Here is a 21,904-nt window from a genome sequence, read left to right as displayed (position 1 = left end):
GGCCCGGACCGCGTGGTGCGGCCGGGCTCAGCCCGCCTGGGCGTAGTCCGTCAGTATCACCCCGGTCGCGAGGGACTCCTCGTACTCGGTGCGCGCCGTCTCCAGCAGCTTCCGCCACGAGATGACGGTCGGGCGGCGGCGCAGCAGCGCCCGGCGCTCCCGCTCCGTCATCCCGCCCCACACCCCGAACTCCACCCGGTTGTCCAGGGCGTCCGCGAGGCACTCCGTCCGGACGGGGCAGCCGCTGCACACCGCCTTCGCGCGGTTCTGTGCCGCCCCCTGGACGAACAGTTCGTCCGGATCACTCGTGCGACAGGCGGCCTGCGCACTCCAGTCGTCAACCCAGCCCATGCCGGCGCCGTCCTCTCCCGTATTCGAGGCTCCCCCACGGCGGCAACGGCATATTCACCGTTGCCAGTTGAGGACGTTACGGAAGAACGAGAGCTTGCAACAGCCCCTTCGGGCTCAATCTCGAATGACCCAATCGGACTATGGGTGGCGATCAGCTCACTCGTTGGAGTGATCGCAGGTCGCACACCTCGCCAAGAGCGGCGCCCCCACGCTCGCCACAGGAGTCGTCACGGAGAGCAACCGGCCACACGGGCACAACAGGCCACAGTCGCCTCAGAACCCGGCCATCGGCGGGCAATCCGGGCAACTCTCCTCGCCCACAAGAGTGAATGATGTTGACGCACCGAAGCTGTCGCAAGCTTGTGACAAGCCTAGGCGAACACCTGCCCCGGTGTGCGGGAATCCGCAACGTAGGGTTCTCCTCATGGCACCGAAGCGCCCTCAGGCATCCCAGCCCCCAGGCAACACCGGAGCTCCGCGCGGCAAGGCCGACGGATCCCCGATGGAGCACGTCGGCAACGGCGTCAAGTTCCTGGGCGTCAGCGTGCTCTCCGGAGTCCTGCTGGCAGGCCTCGCCCTGCCCGCGGTCGGCGCCATCGGGCTGACCGCCAAGGACACGGCGGAGAGCTTCTCCAACATCTCCGACGACTTCAAGACGCCGCCGCTGACCCAGGCGACCCAGATCTTCGACGCCAAGGGCGGCCTGATCGCCAAGGTCTACGAGCGCGACCGCACCGTCATCACCGCCGACCAGATGTCGCCGTTCATGCGGCACGCCCAGGTGGACATCGAGGACGCCCGCTTCTACGAGCACGGCGCCGTCGACCTCAAGGGCGTGCTCCGCGCGATCAGCAAGAACGCGGAGAGCGGCACCACCGCGCAGGGCGCTTCGACGCTGACCCAGCAGTACGTGAAGAACGTCAACGTGGAGAAGGCCGGCGACGACCAGGCGGCCGTCCTGGAGGCCCAGCGCAAGACCCTGGGCCGCAAGATCCAGGAGCTCAAGGTCGCCATCAAGCTGGAGGAGGACCTGTCCAAGGACCAGATCCTCACCAACTACCTCAACATCACCTTCTACGGCCACCAGGCCTACGGGGTCGAGGCCGCCTCCCAGCGCTACTTCAGCAAGAGCAACAAGGACCTGACCATCGCCGAGGCCGCCACCCTGGCCGGCATGGTGCAGAACCCGTCGTCCTACGACCCGGTGCGCTACCCCGAGAACACGGTCAAGCGCCGCAACGTCGTGATCGACAAGATGCTGGAGAACAAGCACATCACCGCCGACCAGGCGAAGGAGGCGAAGGCCGCCCCGCTGGGCCTGAAGTACAAGGACCCGCAGAACGGCTGCATCACCGCCCAGGCCGGCATGGGCTTCTTCTGCGACTACGTCCGCCACGTGGTCAAGCAGGACCCGGCCTTCGGCAAGAGCGCCGACGAGCGCAAGAAGGTGTGGAACACCGGCGGCCTGAACATCTACACCACGCTGGACCCGGACAAGCAGGCCGCCGCCCAGAACGCCGTCACCAAGAAGGTCTACGTGACCGACACGGTGTCGGCCGCCGCGACCATGATGGAGCCGGGCACCGGCAAGATCCTCGCGATGGCCCAGACCCGCCCGTACGGCCTGGACTCCAACAAGAACCAGACCGTCGTCAACCTCAACGTGGACGCCGCGATGGGCGGCGGCAACGGGTTCCAGACCGGTTCGACCTTCAAGCCGATCCTGGCCGCGGCCGCGCTGGAGTCGGGCATGTCGAACACCCAGTCGTTCCCGTCCGAGAACAAGATCGAGTACCCGCAGATGTCCACCTGCTCGGGCACCTGGAAGAACACCGTCAAGCCCAAGGAGACGGTGAAGAACGAGCAGGACAGCGAGGTCGGGCCGTACCAGCTGAAGGAGGCGATGGCCCGCTCGGTCAACACCTACTTCGTGCAGATGGAGCAGCAGGTCGGCCTCTGCGCGATGAAGCAGATGGCCAACAAGCTGGGCATCACCCAGTCCGCCAAGGGCGACGCCTTCCAGGAGGTGCCCTCGATGGTCCTCGGCACCCTGGAGCTCTCGCCGCTGACCATGGCGAACGTCTACGCGACCTTCGCCGCCCGCGGCAAGTACTGCACCCCGGTCGCGATCAACAAGATCACCACGGTGGACGGCAAGGACATCCCGGTCCCGCAGTCCCAGTGCAGCCAGGCCTTCTCCGAGCAGACCGCCGACTCGCTCAACGCCGTCCTGCTGAACGTGACCGAGAAGGGCACCGCGGCCGCCCTGACCATGGACGACGGCCGCAAGATCGCCGGCAAGACCGGTACCACCGACGAGAAGAAGGCCGCCTGGTTCAGCGGCTACACCCCGTCGCTGGCCACCGCGGTCTGGCTCGGCGGCCCGGCCGGCGGCGTCAAGATGAAGAACATCACCATCGGCGGCAAGCCCTTCACCGAGGTGTTCGGCGCCGACGGCCCCGGCCCGATCTGGGCGATGGCGATGAACCAGGCGCTCAAGGGCACCCCGCTGGAGCCGATCCAGACCGCCAGCATCCCGGACCCGCAGCCGGCCGCTCCCGCGCCGGGCACCCCCGCGGCCGGCGCCACCCAGCCGGCCGCCGACCCGAACGCCCCGCAGCCCGGCGCCAACCCCCCGCCGCCGCAGCAGGGCGGCAACCCCGGCCAGGCCGGTGGCCAGCCCGGCGGGCTGCCGGGCGGCTTCCCGGGCGGGTTCACCTTGCCGCCCCTCCCCGGGGGCGGGAACGGCGGCCGGCACGGCGGCGGCAACGGGAACGGGAACGGCTGACCCGGTGGCCGGGTGACCGGCCCTCCGGAACATGCCGAAGGGGCGCCCTCCAGTGCGGAGGGCGCCCCTTCGGCGTGTTCCCGGGGCGTGCCCGCGGGACGTGCCCGCGGGAGCGGCCGGGCGCGCCGGCTCAGGCCAGGGCGGCCTTCACCGCGGCGGCGACCCGGCCGCCCTCGGCCAGGCCGTCGACCTTGGGCTTCACCAGCTTCATGACGGCGCCCATCGCCTGCGGGCCGCTCGTGCCGCCCTCGGCCACGGTGGCCACGGCGGCCGCGACGATCGCGGCCAGCTCCTCGTCGGAGAGCTGCTTGGGCAGGTAGACCGCCAGCACCTCGCGCTCGGACCGCTCGCGGGCCGCCTGGTCCGTCCGGCCGGCGGTGTCGAAGGCCTCGGCCGCCTCCCGGCGCTTCTTCGCCTCGCGAGCGATCACCTTCAGCACGTCGTCGTCGGACAGCTCGCGCTTCTGCTCGCCCGCCACCTCCTCGCTGGTGACGGCGGTCAGGGTGAGCCGGATGGTGGACGCGCGAAGCTCGTCCCGTTCCCTGATGGCAGCCGTGAGGTCCGCTTGCAGCTGCTCCTTGAGCGTTGTCATTTCCTCTTCTTATCCTTCGGCCGTGGGTGGGCTCAACCAGGTTTCCGCTGGGCAACCACCGGGATTTCCGCAGTTGAACGAGTATCCCCGACGGTCCCGGCCGGCCGTCGCCCGACAGCGCACGGGTCGCAGGCGGTTCCGCTCGGAAGCGGGCGACGATCCGGGTCGGGAACGCACGGCGGTCGAATCCGTGAACAATCGACGTCCGGGACCGGGGGCGGACGAATGGATTCGGCCAAGATGGCCGATAATGCTCGTACAATTTCGGCCGCAATGCCGAAAACCGCCGCGGTCGGCGCGAAGTTGCCGGTCACAAAGGGGCAAATCGAACGTTGTGACCACTTCGCCGAAAAAAGTCCGCGTAGTACACTCGTTCGCGCGTCGCTCGAGTAGCCCGATGGCGGCGATCGACTCACGTCGAATCAACGCCGAATCACCGCCGAAGGCCGCCACGAACAGCTGCGACAAACCGTCACCACGTCCCCGATTCATTATTCCACAGCACTGACACACTGCCGCCCGAGCACCGTGCGACCCTGACACCTTGCGTCCGGGCGCCTTGCGGCCCAAGCCGACACGAGCGTTCACGCCTGCGCTCCGCCCGGCTGCCCGACCGCCCGGCCGGCAGTGATCGTTTTTCGGAGTGATTGGCGCCGGCAAAACGGCGCATCGAGTTCTGACTTTTATTCTGCTCACGACGGCAGGAAGCGCGGGGGAATGGACAACAATCAGCTTCGCTCGATGCTGGTAACCCAACGGAAGATGATCGGATGGAGCCAGGAGCAATTAGCCGAGCACTCCACCGTCAGTGTCCGCACCATCCGTAACCTGGAAACCGGCGCCATCAAGAATCCGCGGCGCAGTTCCGTGGAACTCCTGGTGGGCGCGCTGTTCTCCGCGGCGACCGACCGGAACGACACCGTGCTCTCCCGGGCCGTCCAGGCGGGCGCTCCGGCCGAGCTGCTGTCCGCCCGGCCGGAGGCCGGATGGCCGACCCACGTCGCCGAACTCCCGGACAACGCGCGCTGGCGGGGCCTGCGCCCCAAGACGGACATCACCGTCGGCCGCCGGGCCGACCTGCTGCACGTCGTGACCGCCCTGCGGCCGGGCCGGCCGCTGGTGCTCACCGGCCCCGCCGGGGTCGGCAAGACCCGGCTGGCGCTGGACTCGGCCGCCCACCTGTTGGACCGCTTCCGGGACGGCGTCGTGGTCCTGGAGCTCGGCTCGGTGACCCCCGAGGGCGTCGACCCGGCCGCCGCCGCGGCGCAGGCCCAGCGCGCGCTCGACACGCTCTTCCGGAGCTTCGACCGCGACCCGCGGACCACGCCCGAGCCCCAGCTGCTGCTGGTCATCGACAACGCCGAGCACGTCATCGACACGGTGGCCCGGCAGGTCAGGGCGCTGCTGGCGCGCCACCCTGCGCTCCACATCATGATCACCTCGCTGCGGGCGCCCGCCGGGGTCCCCGCCGACCTGTGGGAGGTCTCACCGCTGCCGGTCGACCATCCGGACGGCCCCTACGGCTGCCCGCCCGCCGCCGAACTGTTCTGCCGCCGGGTGCACTCGGTCGTCCCCACCCTCGACCTCCGCGACCAGATGCCGCAGGTGGTCGAGCTCTGCCGGCGCCTCGGCGGCCTGGCGCTCGCGATCGAGAACGCGGCCGTCCGGATGCGCTCGGTGCCCCTGCACGTCCTGGTGGAGGAGTGCCGGGTGCTGCCGATCCTCGGCCAGGAGGAGGTCGGCGGGCTCTCCCACCACCGCTCGCTGCACCGCAGCCTCGCCTGGGCGTACGGGCTGCTCGACGAACGGCAGCGCCGGGCGCTCAGACGGCTCTCCCGGTTCCCCGAGGAGTTCTCCATCGACGACGTCCGCCGGGAGCCGGTCGACGGCGGCCGGGAGGCCGCCCGCAACCTCGACGTCCTGGCCGAGCTGGTCGACTTCTCCGTCGTCCAGGTCAAGCGCGGGCACCAGTACGCGTACCGGGTCCCCCGGATGATGCGCGAGTACGTCAACGCCATCCCGGCCTGAGGACCGGCCCGCACCGCCGTACCCCTCCGTACCCCTCCGCAACCGCCGCGCCAGGAATGCCGGCCGTGCCCGGAATGCCGCTCCGGGCACGGCCGGTGGGCCGGCCGCCGCCGCTCTCACCACCGACGCCGGGCGTGCGCCGGCTGATCGACCGTCTGAGAGCATGGCCTGATGCGACCGCTGCACTCCGTTCCCCTCGGCATCGCCGTCACCGGCGCCGCCTGTCTCGCCTACTCCGTCGGGTACGAGGTCCGGGCCTTCCGCCTCCGCCGGATCGAGGTCCCCGTCCTCCCGCGCGGCGCCCGGCCGATCCGGATCCTCCAGGTGTCCGACATCCACATGGTGAGCGGGCAGGGCAAGAAGCAGCGCTGGTTGAAGAGCCTGGCCGGCCTGCGCCCCGACCTGGTGGTCAACACCGGCGACAACCTCTCCGACCCGCTCGGCGTCCCGGCCACCCTCGACGCGCTCGGGCCGCTCATGGAGTTCCCGGGCGTCTACGTCTTCGGCTCCAACGACTACTACGGACCGGCCCGCAAGAACCCGGCCCGCTACCTCCAGGCCATGCGCAGCGGCGCCCACGGCCTGAACAACCCCGACGGCACCGCCCGCCGCGGCATCACCGGCGCCGTCCACAACCCGTGGGAGAAGCTCCGCGACGGCTTCGACGGGGCCGGCTGGCTCGACCTCACCAACACCCGCGGCCGCCTCACCGTGAACGGCCTCGACCTGGAGTTCACCGGCCTCGACGACCCGCACATCCGCCGCGACCGCTACAGCGAGGTCGCCGGCGGCCCCTCCGCCGACGCCGACCTCTCCCTCGCCGTCGTCCACGCGCCCTACCTGCGCGTCCTCGACGCCTTCACCGCCGACCGCTACCCGCTGATCCTGGCCGGGCACACCCACGGCGGCCAGCTCTGCATCCCCTTCTACGGCGCCCTGGTCACCAACTGCGACATCGACACCCGGCGGGTCAAGGGCCTCTCCACCCACACCGCCGGCGGCCACCGCTCGTACCTCCACGTCTCGGCCGGCTGCGGCACCAACCGCTACACCCCCGTCCGCTTCGCCTGCCCGCCCGAGGCCACCCTCCTCACCCTCACCCCGGCCCCCCGCTGACCCCCGCCGGACGCCCGCCCGGAACCGGATTTCGTGTCTAGGCGAGCGTCCGGTAGAGTTCTACTCGTCGCGAAGGAGACGGAGCGACAAACAGAAAGACCGGGGTGTGGCGCAGCTTGGTAGCGCGCTTCGTTCGGGACGAAGAGGCCGTGGGTTCAAATCCCGCCACCCCGACCCAGTGCAGAGGCCCTGCCGGAGAAATCCGGCAGGGCCTCTGTCGTTGTGCCCGGCCCACCGGGTGACCGTGCCTCAGCCGACCCGGCGACGGGGATCCGTCCGAGCACCTTCCTCCTTCCGTGCCCCGCGCACTTCCTTCCGTGGCGTTCCGCCGGTCCGGGCCCGCGCGTGGTTCGCCCGCGTCGTGGCCGGGGTCCGGTCAGAGGACGGTGGTGAGTTCGGCGCGGGAGGTGATGTCGAGCTTCGGGTAGGCCCTGTAGAGGTGGTGGGCGACCGTACGGGGGCTGAGGAAGAGCTGGGCGGCGATATCGCGGTTGGTGAGGCCCTGGGCGGCGAGGCGGGCGATCCGGAGTTCCTGGGGTGTGAGGGGGCGCTGCGGGGTGCCGGCCGGGGTGAGGGCCGGGGTGCCGGTGGCGGAGAGTTCGGTGCGGGCGCGGGCGGCCCCGGACGCGGACACCCCGCCGGTGCGGGCGGCGAGCAGCAGGACGCCCTCTCTGCCTGGAACCGACGGGCGGCCGGCAGCAGCGCGTCCAGTGAGGACCGGTCCAGCCACTGGACGTCGCCCAGGACGCACAACAGCGGCTGGTCTGCGGCGAGTTCGGCGAGCAGTCCGAGTGCGGCGAGGCCGACCAGCAGCCGGTCGGCCTCGCCCCGCCGCCGCCGGTCCGTCACCGGCCGCGCTGCCACCGGCTCCCCCGTCGAAGAGCCCGAACGCCACCTCCAGCGCCACCGGTCAAGGCGCTACCGCCGACACCCCGCTGGTCGACACCCGGCTGTTCCGCAGCCGCTCCTTCGGTGCCGCGGTCTGCTCGCCCAACTCGCCTTCTGGCTCGGCCAGGGCTCCTTCTTCCTGGTGCTCGGCCTGCACCTCAGGTTCGGCCGCGGTCTGGATGCCCTCGGCGCCGGGCCGGTCTTCACCGCGCCCGCCGGCACCCCGGGTGGGCGGGCCGAAGCCCGCCCGCCCGTTCCCTTCCCTCCCCCCGATCGGGTTGGATGGTCGGATGAGCGAGGAGAAGAGCGCCGTCCCGGCGTGGGAGCAGAGGTTCAGGGCGGCCCGGGTGTCGCTGCCCGACTGGGCCGAGGACGCCCCGGACCGGGCGCTGTACGTGTCCAACGCGACCGGCACCTACGAGGTCTACGCCTGGGACCGCGCCACCGGCGCCCACCGCCAGGTCACCGACCGTCCGAACGGCACCACCGACGCCGAGCTGTCCCCCGACGGCGACTGGGTCTGGTGGTTCGACGACCACGACGGCGACGAGTTCGGCGTCTGGCGCCGCCAGCCGTTCGCTGGCGGTCCCGACGAGGAGGCCGTGCCCGGCCTCGCCGCCTCCTACTCGGCCGGCCTGGCGCTCGGCCGCGACGGCACCGTGGTCGTCGGCCGCTCCACCGACGAGGACGGCACCACCCTGCACCTGTACCGCCCCGGCAGCGCCGGGCCGGTCGAGATCTACCGGCACGAGGAGTACGGCGGCGTCGGCGACCTCAGCCACGACAGCACACTGCTCGCCATCGACCACACCGAGCACGGCGACGCGATGCACTCCGCGATCCGGGTCGTCCGGATCACCGGGGAGGGCGGCGTCGAGACCGTCGCCGAGCTGGACGAGGTCACCGGCCGGGACGAGCCGCGCGGCGTCGCCTGCCTGGGCTTCGCCCCGGTCGAGGGCGACACCCGCCTGCTGGTCGCCCACCAGCGCACCGGCCGCTGGGAGCCGATGATCTGGGACGTCGCCACCGGCGTCGAGACCGCCCTCCCGCTGCGCGACGAGCAGGGCCGCGAACTGCCCGGCGACGTCTCCGCGCAGTGGCGCCCCGGCGCCGAGGAACTGCTGGTGGAGCACGAGTACGAGGCGCGCAGCGAGCTGTTCTCGTACGGACTCGCCGACGGCCTGCTGACCCGCCTGGACACCCCGCGCGGCACCGTCGGCGGCGCCACCGCCCGCCCGGACGGCACCGTCGAGTACCTGTGGTCCTCCGCCGCCGAGCCCTCCGCCGTCCGCTCCACCGCCGGGACGGTCGTGCTGCGGGCGCCTGGCACGGTGCCGCCCGGTTCGGTGCCGGTCGAGGACGTCTGGGTGGACGGCCCCGGCGGGCGGGTGCACGCCCTGGTGCAGCGGCCGACGACGCCCGCGCAGGGCCCGTACCCGACCGTGTTCGAGATCCACGGCGGCCCGACCCACCACGACAGCGACTCCTTCGCCGCCGGCCCGGCCGCCTGGCTGGACCACGGCTTCGCTGTGGTCCGGGTCAACTACCGCGGCTCGACCGGCTACGGCCAGGCCTGGACGGACGCGCTGCACGAGCGGGTCGGCCTGATCGAGCTGGAGGACATCGCGGCGGTCCGCGCCTGGGCCGTCGACAGCGGGCTCGCCGACCCGGCCCGGCTGGTGCTCACCGGCGGCAGCTGGGGCGGCTACCTGACCCTGCTCGGCCTCGGCGTCCAGCCCGACAGCTGGGCCCTCGGCGTGGCCGCCGTGCCGGTCGCGGACTACCACACGGCGTACGCCGACGAGATGGAGGCGCTCAAGTCGCTGGACCGCACGCTCTTCGGCGGCACCCCGGAGGAGGTCCCGGAGCGCTTCACCGCCTCCTCGCCACTGACCTACGTCGAGCAGGTGCGGGTGCCGGTGTACATCAGCGCCGGGGTCAACGACCCGCGCTGCCCGATCCGGCAGATCGACAACTACGTCGAGCAGCTGGAGCGGCTCGGCAAGCCGCACGAGGTGTACCGCTTCGACGCGGGGCACGGGTCTCTGGTGGTGGAGGAGCGGATCAAGCAGCTGCGGCTGGAGATCGACTTCGTCCGGCGGCACCTGGGCGCTGCGCCGGCGGAGGCCGACGCGAGCGGCGCCGGAGGGGAGGCGTGAGACGCCTGCTGATGCTCGCGGGGGCGGCGGTCGCCGGGGCCCTGGTGCTCACCGGCTGCTCGGGCTCGCAGCAGAACGACGCCTCCTGCCCGCCCCCGGCGGGCCCGGTGGTGCCGAGCCCCTCGGCGGTCGTGCCCACGAGCTCGGCCGCCACACCGCCCGCCGCACCGCCCGCAGCACCCACTGCCACACCGCCCGCGGCACCGCCCGCCACCGCGACCAAGGCGAGCGCACCGGGCGCGGGGAGCACGGGGAGCACGGTCGGTGGCGGGGCCGCGGGCGCGTCCGTGCTGCTGACGGCGTACGAGCCGACCGACCCTGACGGCACAGTCGAACTCGCCAAGGGATCGAAGGGGTCCAGCGGCTCCAAGGGTTCCTCGGGTTCCTCGGGCTCGAAGGGCTCCAAGGGGTCGAAGAGCGGTCGCACCGTGCACCACCACATCGACCACTACGACTCCGACGACGACCACGGCGGCAACGGCAGCGGCAACGGCCACTGCCACAGCGACCCGACGCCGCTGCCCACCGGCTCGTCCTCGCCGACCCAGTCGCTGCTCCCGACCCAGCCGGCCCTCCCGACGCCCACTCCGACGCCGCCCCCGCCGGCGGTCAAGCCGACGCCGGCGCCGGCCCTGCCGACCAAGCGCTGAGCCGGGGCGGAGCGGGGCTCCGCCGGTCAGTCCAGGACCGGGTCCAGTCCGAGGGCCCGGTCCTGCTCCGCCTCCGCCTCGCGGCGCACCAGGCGGAACCACATGAAGACGACGAACCCCGCGAAGACGAACCACTCCAGGGTGTAGCCCAGGTTCTGGAAGGCGCGCAGGGTGAGCCCGTCCCCGCCCTGCGGCTGCACGCTCGGTACGGAGGTCAGCCCGGCGGGCACGTCGTCGGCGGCCACCCAGCCGTCGTACCAGCCGTCGTACTCCAGCACGTTCAGCAGCGACGCCCGGTTGATCATGCCGAGCTGCCCGGCGGGCAGGCCGCCCGCCACCGCGCCGTTGCTGCCCACGGCCTCGTTGGCCTGCAGGCGCCCGGTCACCGTCACCTCTCCGCCCGGCGGCGGCCCGGCGGCGGCCGGGGTCCCGGGCGCCCAGCCGCGCACCACGGCGACGGCGTGTCCGTCGGGGGTGCGCAGCGGGGTGAGCACGTAGTAGCCCTGCTTGCCGTCCACCACGCGGTTGGGGACGAGCAGTTGGTGTTCGGTGTCGTAGCTGCCGGTCACCGTGACGGTCCTGCCGACGGTCTCGGTGGTCACCTGCGGGGTCGCCTGGTTGAGCAGCGCGTCGAGCGGCCGGGCATCACTCGAAGCGGTGATCGCCTGCTTGGTCTCCTGGTGCGTGGACACCCGGTCCTCGAACCGGCCGAGCTGCCAGGAGCCCAGGAACAGGCAGACCGCCACGGCCGCCACGGCCACGACGGTGCCGCCGAGCCAGCGCGGAGTCAGGAGGAACCGGTACACACCCCCACGGTATCCACTCCTCACACCCGGCCCGCCCCCCGGGCCCCGAACCCGGCGGCCTCCGACCCGCTACGACCCGCCGAGCACGCCGGGCACCGCCGGGCGGTCACCCCGCCGTCGGTGAACCCGACGGCTGCGGCGCCGGGCCGCCCAGGCCCTGGACGCCGCCGCGGTAGACGGTGCCGCCGCACGACACGGGCAGGGTCGCCGTGGCGACCGCCGGACTGCCGGGGGCGGGGGTGTGGGCGATGGTCACGGTGGGCGCCGTGGTGGGCGGGTTCCCGGTCGGGCTCGCGCTCGGGCTGGGGGCCGTGGTGGGATCCGCCGACGGGGACGAGGAGGCCGGCGGGTTGGCGCTGGGCGCGTCGCTGGTGACGGAGCCCGGGGCACCGGGCTCGACGGCCGGGACGTCCGAGCGCAGGGCCACCTGGTTGACGCCGTTCGACGCCGGGGTGGTCAGGGAGCCGGAGCCGGTGCAGGTCCGTTCGGGGACCCAGGCGAACGGCACCCGGTACCCGGCCCGCGGCGCGAGCACCGGCGGCTCCCCGTCCATCGCGGGCAGGTCGGCGGCCGGGTCGCCCGGGGTGTGGTCGGCGGAGTGGACGCGGCCGCGGTCGCCGCCGCTGACGGCGGTGACCGCCACCGAGCCCGGCCCACCGAGCCGGCAGCTGTGCCCGGAGACGTTGTAGACCGTGAAGGAGCCGTAGATCCGCCCGGTACCGTCGGCCGCGCCGACCTGTGAGACGCCCTCGCCGAGGTCCTTCCGGGTGCAGAGCGGAACGATGCCGCCGCCGTCGGCGCCGCCGGTGCCGGAGGGCGCGACGCCGCCGTCGGTGTGCGTCAGCCCGCCGCCGGGGGTGTGCGGGGCCGTGGCCGAACCGGACGGCGACGTGACCCCGCCGGTGCCGCTCGGGTCCCCGTGCGAGGCCCCGCCGGTGCCGCCGGCGCTTCCGGTGACGCCGCTGGAGGAGGTGGCCGCCGGGCTCTTGGCGTCCGCCGATCCGGGGCCGCCGGAGAGCCCGAGGTGCTCCCCCTCGTGCAGGACGGGCAGGCCGATCGCGACGACGAAGGCGAGCGCGGCCACCCCGGTCCAGGCACCGCGCCGGGCGGCCTGGCGGCGGGGCACCGCCCGGCGGATCCGCGGCAGCGCCTCGGCCGCGGGCTGGATGCCGGAGACGGCGCCGTGCAGCAGTTCGCGCAGTGCCCGTTCCTCGGTGGAGAGGTCCGGCAGCTCCGGGGTCAGGGAGTCGGCCTCGGACGACGACGCGTTCGCGGCGCCGGGCGCGTTCGGGGCGGGCACGTTCGCGGCGCCGGGCGCGTTCGGGGCGGGCACGTTCGGGATGGAGGCGTCAGGCCCGTTCGGGCCGGAGGCGCCGTCCGCCTCAGCCATGTCCGGCCTCCATCTGGACGCGGAGGGCGGCGAGTCCACGCGAGCCGTAGGCCTTCACCGAGCCGAGCGAGATGCCCAGGGTCTCGGCGACCTGCGCCTCCGTCATGTCCACGAAGTAACGCAGCACCAGAACCTCCCGCTGACGGCGTTGCAGACCACGTAGCGCGGCCTTCAACTGGTCGCGCTCCAGGGCATCGTAGGCACCTTCTTCTGCACTGGCCATGTCAGGCATGGGCTTCGGCAGCAGTCGCAGCCCGAGGATGCGGCGGCGCAGCGTGGAGCGGGACAGGTTGACGACCGTCTGCCTGAGGTATGCCAGGGTCTTCTCGGGCTCTCGCACCCGGCGCCGGGCGGCGTGCACCCGGATGAACGCCTCCTGGACGACGTCCTCGCAGGTCGAGAGGTCGTCGAGGAGCAGCGCGGCGAGCCGCAGCAGCGAGCGGTAGTGCGCCTGGTAGGTCGCGGTGAGCAGGTCCTCGCTGGTACCCGCGTCGGTACCCGCGCCGGAGTCCGCCGCACCGGGTGCGGCCGCCGTCATCTGGTCTTCTTCCGGCCTACTCGCAGGCCACGGGGCGCGCGACGGGAAGGACACCGCGGCTCTCGCCGGGATGCCCGCCCTTGCCCCCACCATCACGTTCGCCACGCACGTTGGACACTCGATCCCCTGTCATGGTTGCCCGGCCCGGGGCCCATTCTTCCGCATCGGCGGAAGCGGGCTCCAGGGGATTCCCACGGGATTCCGGACAGATTGTGTCGAGGAGCGGACACAGGTATGGACAGCTGGGGACACAGGTGGGGAAACCCGGTGCCTACTCGGTCGGTTGGCCCGCCGTCAGCTCCGCCGCCACCAGCTCGGCCAGCTGAACCAGGTTGAGCGCCGCGCCCTTGCGCAGGTTGTCCCCGCACAGGAAGAGGTCCAGCGCGTCCGGTTCGTCCAGCGCCCGCCGGATCCGCCCGACCCAGACCGGGTCCGTTCCGACCACGTCGTTCGGCGTCGGGAACTCGCCCGCCGCCGGGTCGTCGTAGAGGACCACGCCGGGCGCGTCCCGCAGGATGTCCTGCGCGTGCTCCTGGGAGACCTCCCGTTCGAACCGGGCGTGCACCGCCAGCGCGTGGGTGCGGACGACCGGGATGTGGACGCAGGTCGCCGAGACCTTCAGGGCGGGCAGGCCGAGGACCTTGCGGGACTCGTCGCGGATGCCCATCTCCTCGGCGGACCAGCCGCCCTCGCGCAACCCGCCGGTCCAGGGCACCGCGTTGAACGCGAGCGGGGCGGCGAACGGACCCTGATCGGCGATCAGCGCGCGCAGGTCACCGGTCTGCCGGCCGACCTCGGCGCCCGCCACCAGAGCGGTCTGCGCGCGCAGCGCCGCCTCTCCGGCGCGGCCCTCGCCGTCGGCGGCCTGGTAGGAGGCGACCACCAGCTGCGCCAGCCCGTACTCGGCGTGCAGCGCGCCGAGTACGGCGATCATCGCGAGGGTGGTGCCGGCCGGACTGGCGACGATCCCGCGCGGGCGGATCCGCAGCGCGGCCGCGTTGATCTCGGGGACGACCAGCGGCACGTCCTCGGCCGTGCGGAAGACGGCCGAGTCGTCGATCACCACGACGCCCTTGGCCGCCGCGATCGGCGCCCACTGGGCGGAGACCTGGTCGGGGACGGCGAACACCGCCACGTCGACCCCCTCGAAGGCCTCCTCGGCCAGCGGGACGACCCGGACGGACTCCCCGCGCACCACCGCCGTACGGCCGGCCGAGCGCGGGGAGGCGACGAGACGGATCTCGCCCCAGACGTCCTGGCGGAGGGAGAGCAGCCCGAGCAGCACCTCGCCGACCGCGCCGGTGGCGCCGACGACGGCGAGGTTCGGCCGCCGGGTCATCGCCCGGCGTCCCGGCCCGGTGCCCGGGTCATCGCCCGGCGCTCCCGCTCCGCTCCCGGGTCATCGCCCGGTGCCGCCGTAGACGACGGCCTCGTCGCTCTCGCTGTCCAGGCCGAAGGCGCTGTGCACGGCCCGGACGGCCTCCGGGACGTCATCCGCGCGGGTGACCACCGAGATGCGGATCTCCGAGGTGGAGATCAGCTCGATGTTGACGCCCGCGGCGGACAGCGCCTCGAAGAAGGTCGCCGTGACCCCGGGGTTGGAGCGCATGCCGGCGCCGACCAGCGAGATCTTGCCGATCGCGTCGTCGTAGCGCAGCGACTCGTAGCCGATGCCCTCCTTGACCCGGCCCAGCGCGTCGATGGCCTTCTGGCCCTCGGTCTTGGGCAGGGTGAAGGAGATGTCGGTCAGGCCGGTCGACGCGGCGGAGACGTTCTGCACCACCATGTCGATGTTGACCTCGGCGTCGGCGATGGCGCGGAAGATGCGCGCCGCCTCGCCCGGCTTGTCGGGCACGCCGACGACCGTGACCTTGGCCTCGGAGGTGTCGTGGGCGACTCCGGAGATGATGGCCTGCTCCATCTCGCCCCCTTCGGGCTGGTTCGGGTTGTCATTGCTGACGATCGTCCCGGGAAGACCCGAGAAGGACGAGCGTACGTGAATCGGGATGTTGTAGCGACGGGCGTACTCGACACACCGATCGAGCAGGACCTTGGAGCCCGACGAGGCCAGCTCCAGCATGTCCTCGTAGGCGATCCAGTCGATCTTGCGGGCCTTCTTCACCACGCGCGGGTCGGCGGTGAACACGCCGTCCACGTCGGTGTAGATCTCGCAGACCTCGGCCTTGAGCGCGGCGGCGAGCGCCACGGCGGTGGTGTCCGAGCCGCCCCGGCCCAGCGTGGTGATGTCCTTGCTGGTCTGGGAGACGCCCTGGAAACCGGCCACGATCGCGATGTTGCCCTGGTCCAGGGCGGTGCGGATGCGGCCCGGCGTCACGTCGATGATGCGCGCCTTGTTGTGGACGGAGTCGGTGATGACACCGGCCTGGCTGCCCGTGAAGGACTGCGCTTCGTGCCCCAGGGATTTGATCGCCATGGCCAGCAGCGCCATGGAGATGCGCTCTCCAGCGGTCAGCAGCATGTCGAACTCACGGCCGGCAGGCAGCGGTGACACCTGCTCGGCGAGTTCGATGAGCTCGTCCGTCGTGTCGCCCATCGCGGACACCACGACGACGACCTCATGGCCGGCCTTCTTGGCGTCAACGATTCGGCGGGCCACGCGCTTGATGCCTTCGGCATCCGCAACGGATGAGCCGCCGTACTTCTGCACGACAAGGCCCACGTGCGCTCCTCGACTCGAAGTCTTTTCCGGGGGCTACGGGCCCCCGTACCCCCCTGGGAAGAGGGGGGTGCGGTCGTCGTCAGTCTACCGAGCAGGGGTGCTCCGACTGGCGCTTTCCATATGGTGAGACGGTAGTTTCAGCACGTGAGCGGCCGTGTAGGTGGCTCCGCCGTCAGGTCTGCGGGCGATTCGGCGCGGTTCCGAAGAATCGGCGGATCGGGGGGCGGTGATCCGGCCGGATTTTCTTTTCCGGCCGGCCGCTGAGGCATCCGTCACAATCCGGGCCCGCCATTGCGGAATTCCGCCGGTCGCCCGCCGCGTGGCCGCCTATCGCCTGGCCGCCTGGCCGCCTGCCGACGTTCCTGTACCGGCTGCGACCTGCTGCCTAGCGGCCCAGACCGAGCTCGGCCGCCATCAGGTCGCCCGCCTGCTGCTCCAGCTGCTCGTCGGTGAGCCCATCGTCGTCGGTGTCCGCGCCGTCCGGCACCGCGCCGATCGGGCTGTCCAGCCGGACGTGGGCGATCAGCGACTGCAGGGCCCGCAGCACCGCCGTACAGGTCGTGCCCCAGTTGGAGAGGTACGAGAACTGCCACCACCACAGCGCCTCGCTGACCCGGCCCTCGCGATAGTGGGTCAGGCCGTGCTGGAGCTCGCTGACCACGCCGGCCAGGTCGTCCGAGATCCGGAAGGCGTTGGGCTTCTCCGGCGGGCCGTACGGGTCGAAGACCTCGTGGTAGACGTCGATCGGCGCGAGCAGCTCGGCGAGGCGCTCGCGCAGCTGCTCGCCGTCCGGCTCGGGGCCCGCGTCGGGCTCGAAGCGGTCCTCCGGGACGACGTCCTCGATCGCGCCCAGTCGGCCGCCCGCCAACAGCAGCTGCGAGACCTCCAGGAGCAGCAGCGAGACCGCGCTGCCGGGCTCGTCGCCCTTGGCGACCTCGGTGACGGCGAGCACGAAGCTCTCCACCGAGTCGGCGATCTGCACGGCGAAGTCGTCCGGCTCCGAACCGTGGCCGTGGGTGTGCGGGGCGTGGACGTCCGCGTGCGGGGCGTGGGCCCCTGCGTGCGGGGCGTGTGCCCCCGGTTCCCCGTGGGACTGCTGGCGGGGGGTGTGGGGCTGCTGGTTGATCGTCCGGTCAGACATCGAGCAGTCGTCTCCCTTCGAAGGCGCGGCCGAGGGTGACCTCGTCCGCGTACTCCAGATCCCCGCCGACGGGCAGGCCGCTCGCCAGACGGGTCACCTTCAGGCCCATCGGCTTGCAGAGCCGGGCCAGGTAGGTGGCGGTCGCCTCCCCCTCCAGGTTGGGGTCGGTGGCCAGGATCAGCTCGGTGACCGTGCCGTCCGCGAGGCGCGACAGCAGCTCGCGGATGCGCAGGTCGTCCGGGCCGACGCCCTCGATGGGGCTGATCGCGCCGCCCAGCACGTGGTAGCGGCCGCGGAACTCACGGGTGCGCTCGATGGCGACGACGTCCTTGGGCTCCTCGACCACGCAGATGACGGCGAGGTCGCGGCGGGGGTCCAGGCAGACCCGGCACTGCTCGGCCTCCGCGACGTTGCCGCAGACCACGCAGAAGCGGACCTTGTCCTTGACCTCCAGCAGGGCGTGCGCCAGCCGGCGCACGTCGGTCGGGTCGGCCTGCAACACGTGGAAGGCGATCCGCTGGGCGCTCTTGGGCCCGACGCCGGGCAGCCTGCCCAGTTCGTCGATCAGGTCCTGAACCACGCCCTCGTACAACGTCGCGCCTTCCCTCGAATGGTCGGTGGTGCCGGTCGTCCGGCGGTACCGGTTGGTCGGTGGTGCCGGTTGGTCGGTGGTGCCGGACGGCCGGCGCACCGGCTCGTCGATGGCACCGGATGGCCGGTGGTGCTCCGGTGCCATCATCCAACGAATCGGGCGTCGGACACAGCGCCCGACGCCCGACTCCCACATAAATCACATGGGTCTGTCGTCTGAACTTCAGACCTTCTGGAACTCGAAGCCGAGGTTAGAACGGCAGACCGGGGATGCCGCCGCCCAGCCCCTGGGTCAGCGGGCCCATGCGCTCGGCCTGCATCTTCTGCGCGGTCTGGCTGGCGTCCCGGACGGCCGCCAGGACCAGGTCGGCCAGGGTCTCGGTGTCCTCCGGGTCCACGGCCGCCGGGGCGATGGTCAGCGCCACCAGCTCACCGGCGCCGGTCACCGTCGCCTCGACCAGGCCGCCGCCCGCCGTACCGTTCACCTTCGTCTCGGCCAGCTCCTGCTGGGCCTTCGCGAGATCCTGCTGCATCTTCTGCGCCTGCTTCAGCAGCTGCTGCATGTTGGGCTGGCCACCACCGGGGAACACGGCTGTCTCCTTGCTGTCACGGCTGTCTTGCGGTGCTTCGTGCGTCACCGCCGAGCCTACGTGCTGCCCGCTGCTCCGGGCCCCCGAAAGGGCCCGGTTCAGGGTCCGCTCAGGGCTCCGCTCAGGAGCCCTGGTGGTGGATCTCCTCCAGCACCGTCGCCCCCAGCTCGCGGATGATCAGCTCCTGGCCGGAGAACACGTCCTCCTTGAGGTCCGGGTCGTCCGCCTCCGGGATGTCGTCCTCCGGGGCCACCGACTGCACCGGACGGGCCGGCGCCGCGGGCGGCGCGGCCTGCACCGGCGCGGGCTGCACGGGCTGCACCTGGACGGGCGCCGGCGCGGCCTGGACCGGCGGAGCCTGCACGGGCGCCGGCGCGGGGGCGGGCATCGACGGCGCGGCGGCCGCCGGACGGGCCGGGGCTCCCCATCCACCGCCACCCGGCGCACCGCCACCCGGGCCTCCGGCGCCGCCGGACGGGTCCACGATGCACTCGATCCGCCAGTCCACGCCCAGCGCGTCGGCCAGCGCGGAACGCAGCACGTCGTCGCTGTTGCTGCCGACGAAGCTGTCCCGGGCGCCGGCGTTGATGAAGGACACCTGGAGCACGCTGCCGTCGAACCCGGCCACCTGGCCGTTCTGGCTGAGCAGGATCCAGGTGAAGCGCCGGCGGTTCTTCACCGCCTCCAGGATCTGCGGCCACAGCTGCCGCACCTGCGCGGCCCCCTGCTGCGCGGAGGCCGAAGGCTGCCCACCCGGAGCCGCCGGGGCGGGGGCCGGAGCAGGCACGGGAGCGGGAGCCGGCGCCTGGGCCGGGGCGGCCTGCGGCTGCGCCACGGGCGGCGCCGCAGGAGCCGCGGCGGGGGCGCCGCCGGCGGGTGGGAAGCTGCGCGGGATCGGCCAGGCACCCGGCGCCGGCCCGGCGGGCGCGGCGGGCGCGGCGGGCTGCGGAGCGGGTACGGGCTGCGCGGCCGGCATCGGGGCGGGAGCCGCCGGAGCCTCGGCCACCGGCGCGACCGCCATCGGAGCCGCCGCCGGAGCTGCCATCGGAGCCGCCGTCGGCATGCCCACCGGAGCCGCCAGCGGCGCGGCGAACCCGCCCGCCGCGGCCCGCCGCTCCAGCTTGTCCAGCCGCGCCTGCAGCGACAGCTCGTCGCTGTACGCGCCCGGCAGCATCACCCGGGCGCAGATCAGCTCCAGCTGCAGCCGGGGCGCCGCGTTGCCGCGCATCTCGGTCAGCCCGGTGTTGACGAGGTCGGCGGCCCGGCTCAGCTCGGCCGCGCCGAACGCGTCCGCCTGCGCCTGCATCACCGCGACCCGGTCGGCCGGGGCGTCGATCAGCCCCTTCTCCCCGGCGTCCGGCACGGTGGCCAGGATCACCAGGTCGCGCAGCCGCTCCAGCAGGTCGGTGACGAAGCGGCGCGGATCGTGCCCGCCCTCGACCACCCGGTCGATCACCTGGAACACCGTCGCCCCGTCGTGCGCGGCGAAGGCGTCCACCACCTCGTCCAGCAGCGCGGAGTCGGTGTACCCGAGCAGCGCCGTGGCCATCTGGTACGTGACGCCGCTCTCCGCAGCCCCGGCCAGCAGCTGGTCCATGACCGACATCGAGTCGCGCACCGACCCGGCGCCCGCCCGCACCACCAGCGGGAACACGGAGTCCTCGACCTGGATCCCCTCCCGGCCGCACACCTCCGCCAGGTAGTCGCGCAGCGTGCCGGGCGGAACCAGCCGGAACGGGTAGTGGTGCGTCCGGGACCGGATCGTCCCGATCACCTTCTCCGGCTCGGTGGTCGCGAAGATGAACTTGAGGTGCTCCGGCGGCTCCTCGACCACCTTCAGCAGCGCGTTGAAGCCGGCCGAGGTCACCATGTGCGCCTCGTCCAGGATGAAGATCTTGTACCGGCTGTGCACCGGCGCGAAGAACGCCCGCTCGCGCAGCTCGCGCGCGTCGTCCACACCACCGTGCGAGGCGGCGTCGATCTCGATCACGTCGATCGACCCTGGCCCGCCGGTCGCGAGGTCACGGCAGGACTGGCACTCCCCGCAGGGCGTCGGCGTCGGCCCCTGCTCACAGTTGAGGCAACGGGCCAGGATGCGCGCGCTCGTCGTCTTGCCACAGCCGCGCGGCCCGCTGAACAGGTACGCGTGGTTGACCCTGTTGTTGCGCAGGGCCTGCTGGAGCGGGGCGGTCACGTGCTCCTGCCCGATGACCTCCGCGAAGGTCTCGGGGCGGTAGCGGCGGTACAGGGCTAGGGACACACCACCGACGATATCGGGACGGGCCGACAAACGCGTCGCCCCTCACCCCCACCGGGCCCCGGGAACGCAAAGACCCCCCGTGCACCCGCCAGAGCCCTCCTACCCTTGCTGCCTTCCGGCCCTGGGGGGGTTCAGAGAGATGACGCCACACGAGGGGCTGACCCCCACACTACCGGATCCGCGGCCCGACGATCCACAGGCCACCCCCACCCTCCTGCCTGCGGGATAGGTGGTCGCGAGCACCCCGAAACATGTACTAAGCTCTCCCTCGGAGGATTCGCCTAGAGGCCTAGGGCGCACGCTTGGAAAGCGTGTTGGGGGCAACCCCTCACGAGTTCGAATCTCGTATCCTCCGCCTTCACGAAGGCCCGGACCGCATCACGCGGCCCGGGCCTTCGTTGTTTCGCAGTCCCGGCCTTTGTTCGGATCCGCTGCGGCCCGTCAGCCGATCCTCGTCCCGTTCGCCGGGCGCCAGCAGGCGGCGCAGGGCGGTCGGGGTGTGGCCGAGGTGGCGGCGGAGGGTGCGGGTGAGGTGGGCCTGGTCGGCGTAGCCGAGGTCGGCGGCGAGGACGCTGAGGCTGGTCTCGCCGGCCTCCAGGCGGTCGAGGGCGCGGCCGATGCGCACGCGGTGGCGGTAGTGGGTCACCGAGACGCCGAGTTCTCGCGGGAAGGCGCGGCTCAGGCGGTAGGGGGAGGCGCCGAGTAGGTCGGCGAGGGACATGAGGCTGACGGAGGCGGGGTGCTCGTCGGCGATCGCCTCGCGGGCGGCGGTGACGAGCGCGCGGTCGCGGGCCGAGGGCCCCGCCGTGGGCGTCGGCCCGGGCACCGTGCGGGCGACAGCGGTCGCGAGCAGGGCCAGTAGTTCCTCGGTGACGGCGTAGTCGACGTCCCCGGAGCGGGCGGCCGCGAGCATGCGCCGGTGGGCGAGGTCGAGCGGGGGGTCGACGTAGACCGTCCCCGCCGGAGGCCCGTTCCCGTCCCCGGCCAGGGAGCGCCAGAGCGCCGGCGTCACGCTGATCGACGTGCAGTGGTCGCCGCCCGCGGGATGGGCGAAGCTCTCCTCCTCCCCCGGGGTGCCGACGTAGGCGAGGCTCGTGTCGAGGTCGACGGCCGCCCCGGCGGACCGGCGGCGGAAGCGGCCGCGCCGTACCAGCACCACGCGGTGGTCGCCGCGGACCTCGGGAGGTGACCAGCGGGTGTGGTCGCTGCGGCAGGCGACCGCGCTGATGTCGAAGTCGGCTCGGGTGGCGACGGGTTGGGCGGAGAGCACGGTCCGTACGGTACGGGGCCGGTCCGACAACCCCGTCCCCGCAAGGATGTTCAAGACCCGGGCGGG

At 72.6% G+C, this 21,904-nt stretch carries 18 protein-coding genes, 2 tRNA genes and 1 other RNA gene; 7 read left to right on the top strand and 14 right to left on the bottom strand.

Annotation, left to right across the window (positions count from 1 at the left end; genetic code table 11):
• Positions 1-27 precede the first annotated feature (27 nt).
• Complete coding sequence (locus tag ACZ5OX_RS08195) at positions 28-351, bottom strand: WhiB family transcriptional regulator (protein WP_195911063.1); 324 nt, start codon at positions 349-351, stop codon at positions 28-30.
• 424 nt (positions 352-775) lie between these two features.
• Between ACZ5OX_RS08195 and ACZ5OX_RS08190 the strand changes: the two genes are divergently transcribed.
• On the top strand, positions 776-3,139 hold the full coding sequence (locus tag ACZ5OX_RS08190; protein ID WP_465629220.1) for a transglycosylase domain-containing protein: 2,364 nt from the start codon (positions 776-778) through the stop codon (positions 3,137-3,139).
• Between the two features lie 130 nt (positions 3,140-3,269).
• Here ACZ5OX_RS08190 and ACZ5OX_RS08185 read toward each other — a convergent pair whose 3' ends face one another.
• The gene (locus ACZ5OX_RS08185) at positions 3,270-3,731 is read right to left on the bottom strand and encodes a GatB/YqeY domain-containing protein (protein WP_465629219.1); all 462 of its coding nucleotides are present in this window, start codon (positions 3,729-3,731) and stop codon (positions 3,270-3,272) included.
• A 741-nt stretch (positions 3,732-4,472) separates the two neighbouring features.
• Here ACZ5OX_RS08185 and ACZ5OX_RS08180 point away from each other — a divergent pair.
• The 3 genes from ACZ5OX_RS08180 to ACZ5OX_RS08170 all read left to right on the top strand — a co-directional run bounded on the left by ACZ5OX_RS08180 (position 4,473) and on the right by ACZ5OX_RS08170 (position 7,049).
• The gene (locus ACZ5OX_RS08180) at positions 4,473-5,759 is read left to right on the top strand and encodes a helix-turn-helix domain-containing protein (protein WP_465629218.1); all 1,287 of its coding nucleotides are present in this window, start codon (positions 4,473-4,475) and stop codon (positions 5,757-5,759) included.
• A 171-nt stretch (positions 5,760-5,930) separates the two neighbouring features.
• On the top strand, positions 5,931-6,875 hold the full coding sequence (locus ACZ5OX_RS08175; protein ID WP_392914264.1) for a metallophosphoesterase: 945 nt from the start codon (positions 5,931-5,933) through the stop codon (positions 6,873-6,875).
• Between the two features lie 100 nt (positions 6,876-6,975).
• Positions 6,976-7,049: transfer RNA gene (locus ACZ5OX_RS08170), tRNA-Pro, on the top strand.
• 202 nt (positions 7,050-7,251) lie between these two features.
• Here ACZ5OX_RS08170 and ACZ5OX_RS08165 read toward each other — a convergent pair.
• Entirely contained in the window at positions 7,252-7,509 is a 258-nt protein-coding gene (locus ACZ5OX_RS08165) for a helix-turn-helix domain-containing protein (RefSeq protein ID WP_465629217.1), read from the bottom strand.
• Positions 7,510-8,053: 544 nt separating this feature from the next.
• On the opposite strand from ACZ5OX_RS08165, the gene ACZ5OX_RS08160 reads away from it, so the two are divergent.
• Together ACZ5OX_RS08160 and ACZ5OX_RS08155 are read left to right on the top strand one after the other, a co-directional pair.
• Positions 8,054-9,922 (top strand): S9 family peptidase, encoded by a 1,869-nt coding sequence (locus tag ACZ5OX_RS08160; RefSeq protein ID WP_465629216.1) that lies wholly within the window; start codon positions 8,054-8,056, stop codon positions 9,920-9,922.
• Entirely contained in the window at positions 9,919-10,572 is a 654-nt protein-coding gene (locus ACZ5OX_RS08155) for a hypothetical protein (RefSeq protein WP_465629215.1), read from the top strand. The genes ACZ5OX_RS08160 and ACZ5OX_RS08155 overlap by 4 nt, the downstream gene beginning before the upstream one ends.
• A gap of 26 nt (positions 10,573-10,598) precedes the next feature.
• Here ACZ5OX_RS08155 and ACZ5OX_RS08150 read toward each other — a convergent pair whose 3' ends face one another.
• The 10 genes from ACZ5OX_RS08150 to ffs all read right to left on the bottom strand — a co-directional run bounded on the left by ACZ5OX_RS08150 (position 10,599) and on the right by ffs (position 20,730).
• The gene (locus tag ACZ5OX_RS08150; RefSeq protein WP_465629214.1) at positions 10,599-11,378 is read right to left on the bottom strand and encodes an SURF1 family protein; all 780 of its coding nucleotides are present in this window, start codon (positions 11,376-11,378) and stop codon (positions 10,599-10,601) included.
• 106 nt (positions 11,379-11,484) lie between these two features.
• Complete coding sequence (locus ACZ5OX_RS08145; protein WP_465629213.1) at positions 11,485-12,768, bottom strand: hypothetical protein; 1,284 nt, start codon at positions 12,766-12,768, stop codon at positions 11,485-11,487.
• A complete protein-coding gene (locus ACZ5OX_RS08140; RefSeq protein ID WP_392868345.1) occupies positions 12,761-13,306 on the bottom strand; it encodes a SigE family RNA polymerase sigma factor in 546 nt (181 codons plus the stop codon). The genes ACZ5OX_RS08145 and ACZ5OX_RS08140 overlap by 8 nt, the downstream gene beginning before the upstream one ends.
• Before the next feature lie 271 nt (positions 13,307-13,577).
• Positions 13,578-14,645 carry an aspartate-semialdehyde dehydrogenase gene (locus ACZ5OX_RS08135; protein WP_465629212.1) on the bottom strand — a complete coding sequence of 356 codons (1,068 nt, stop codon included), beginning with the start codon at positions 14,643-14,645 and terminating at the stop codon, positions 13,578-13,580.
• A gap of 60 nt (positions 14,646-14,705) precedes the next feature.
• The gene (locus ACZ5OX_RS08130) at positions 14,706-15,986 is read right to left on the bottom strand and encodes an aspartate kinase (RefSeq protein WP_316522622.1); all 1,281 of its coding nucleotides are present in this window, start codon (positions 15,984-15,986) and stop codon (positions 14,706-14,708) included.
• 385 nt (positions 15,987-16,371) lie between these two features.
• A complete protein-coding gene (locus tag ACZ5OX_RS08125) occupies positions 16,372-17,127 on the bottom strand; it encodes a DUF5063 domain-containing protein (RefSeq protein ID WP_449788472.1) in 756 nt (251 codons plus the stop codon).
• Entirely contained in the window at positions 17,120-17,719 is a 600-nt protein-coding gene (recR, locus tag ACZ5OX_RS08120; RefSeq protein WP_350575393.1) for a recombination mediator RecR, read from the bottom strand. Before recR ends, ACZ5OX_RS08125 begins: the two co-directional genes overlap by 8 nt.
• Positions 17,720-17,969: 250 nt before the next feature.
• Positions 17,970-18,308, bottom strand: a complete 339-nt coding sequence (locus ACZ5OX_RS08115) for a YbaB/EbfC family nucleoid-associated protein (protein ID WP_449788473.1) — start codon at positions 18,306-18,308, stop codon at positions 17,970-17,972.
• A gap of 121 nt (positions 18,309-18,429) precedes the next feature.
• Entirely contained in the window at positions 18,430-20,568 is a 2,139-nt protein-coding gene (locus tag ACZ5OX_RS08110; protein WP_465629211.1) for a DNA polymerase III subunit gamma and tau, read from the bottom strand.
• 65 nt (positions 20,569-20,633) lie between these two features.
• Positions 20,634-20,730: signal recognition particle sRNA small type (gene ffs, locus ACZ5OX_RS08105), an RNA gene on the bottom strand.
• A 108-nt stretch (positions 20,731-20,838) separates the two neighbouring features.
• Here ffs and ACZ5OX_RS08100 point away from each other — a divergent pair.
• A tRNA-Ser gene (locus tag ACZ5OX_RS08100) sits at positions 20,839-20,923 on the top strand.
• Between the two features lie 3 nt (positions 20,924-20,926).
• Here ACZ5OX_RS08100 and ACZ5OX_RS08095 read toward each other — a convergent pair.
• Complete coding sequence (locus ACZ5OX_RS08095; protein WP_465629210.1) at positions 20,927-21,838, bottom strand: helix-turn-helix domain-containing protein; 912 nt, start codon at positions 21,836-21,838, stop codon at positions 20,927-20,929.
• Positions 21,839-21,904: the final 66 nt, after the last annotated feature.

It is taken from the genome of Kitasatospora sp. NPDC032121, assembly GCF_055580145.1.
Note: the sequence above shows the minus strand (reverse complement) of the source record. Positions and strands in the feature narration are given on the sequence as shown.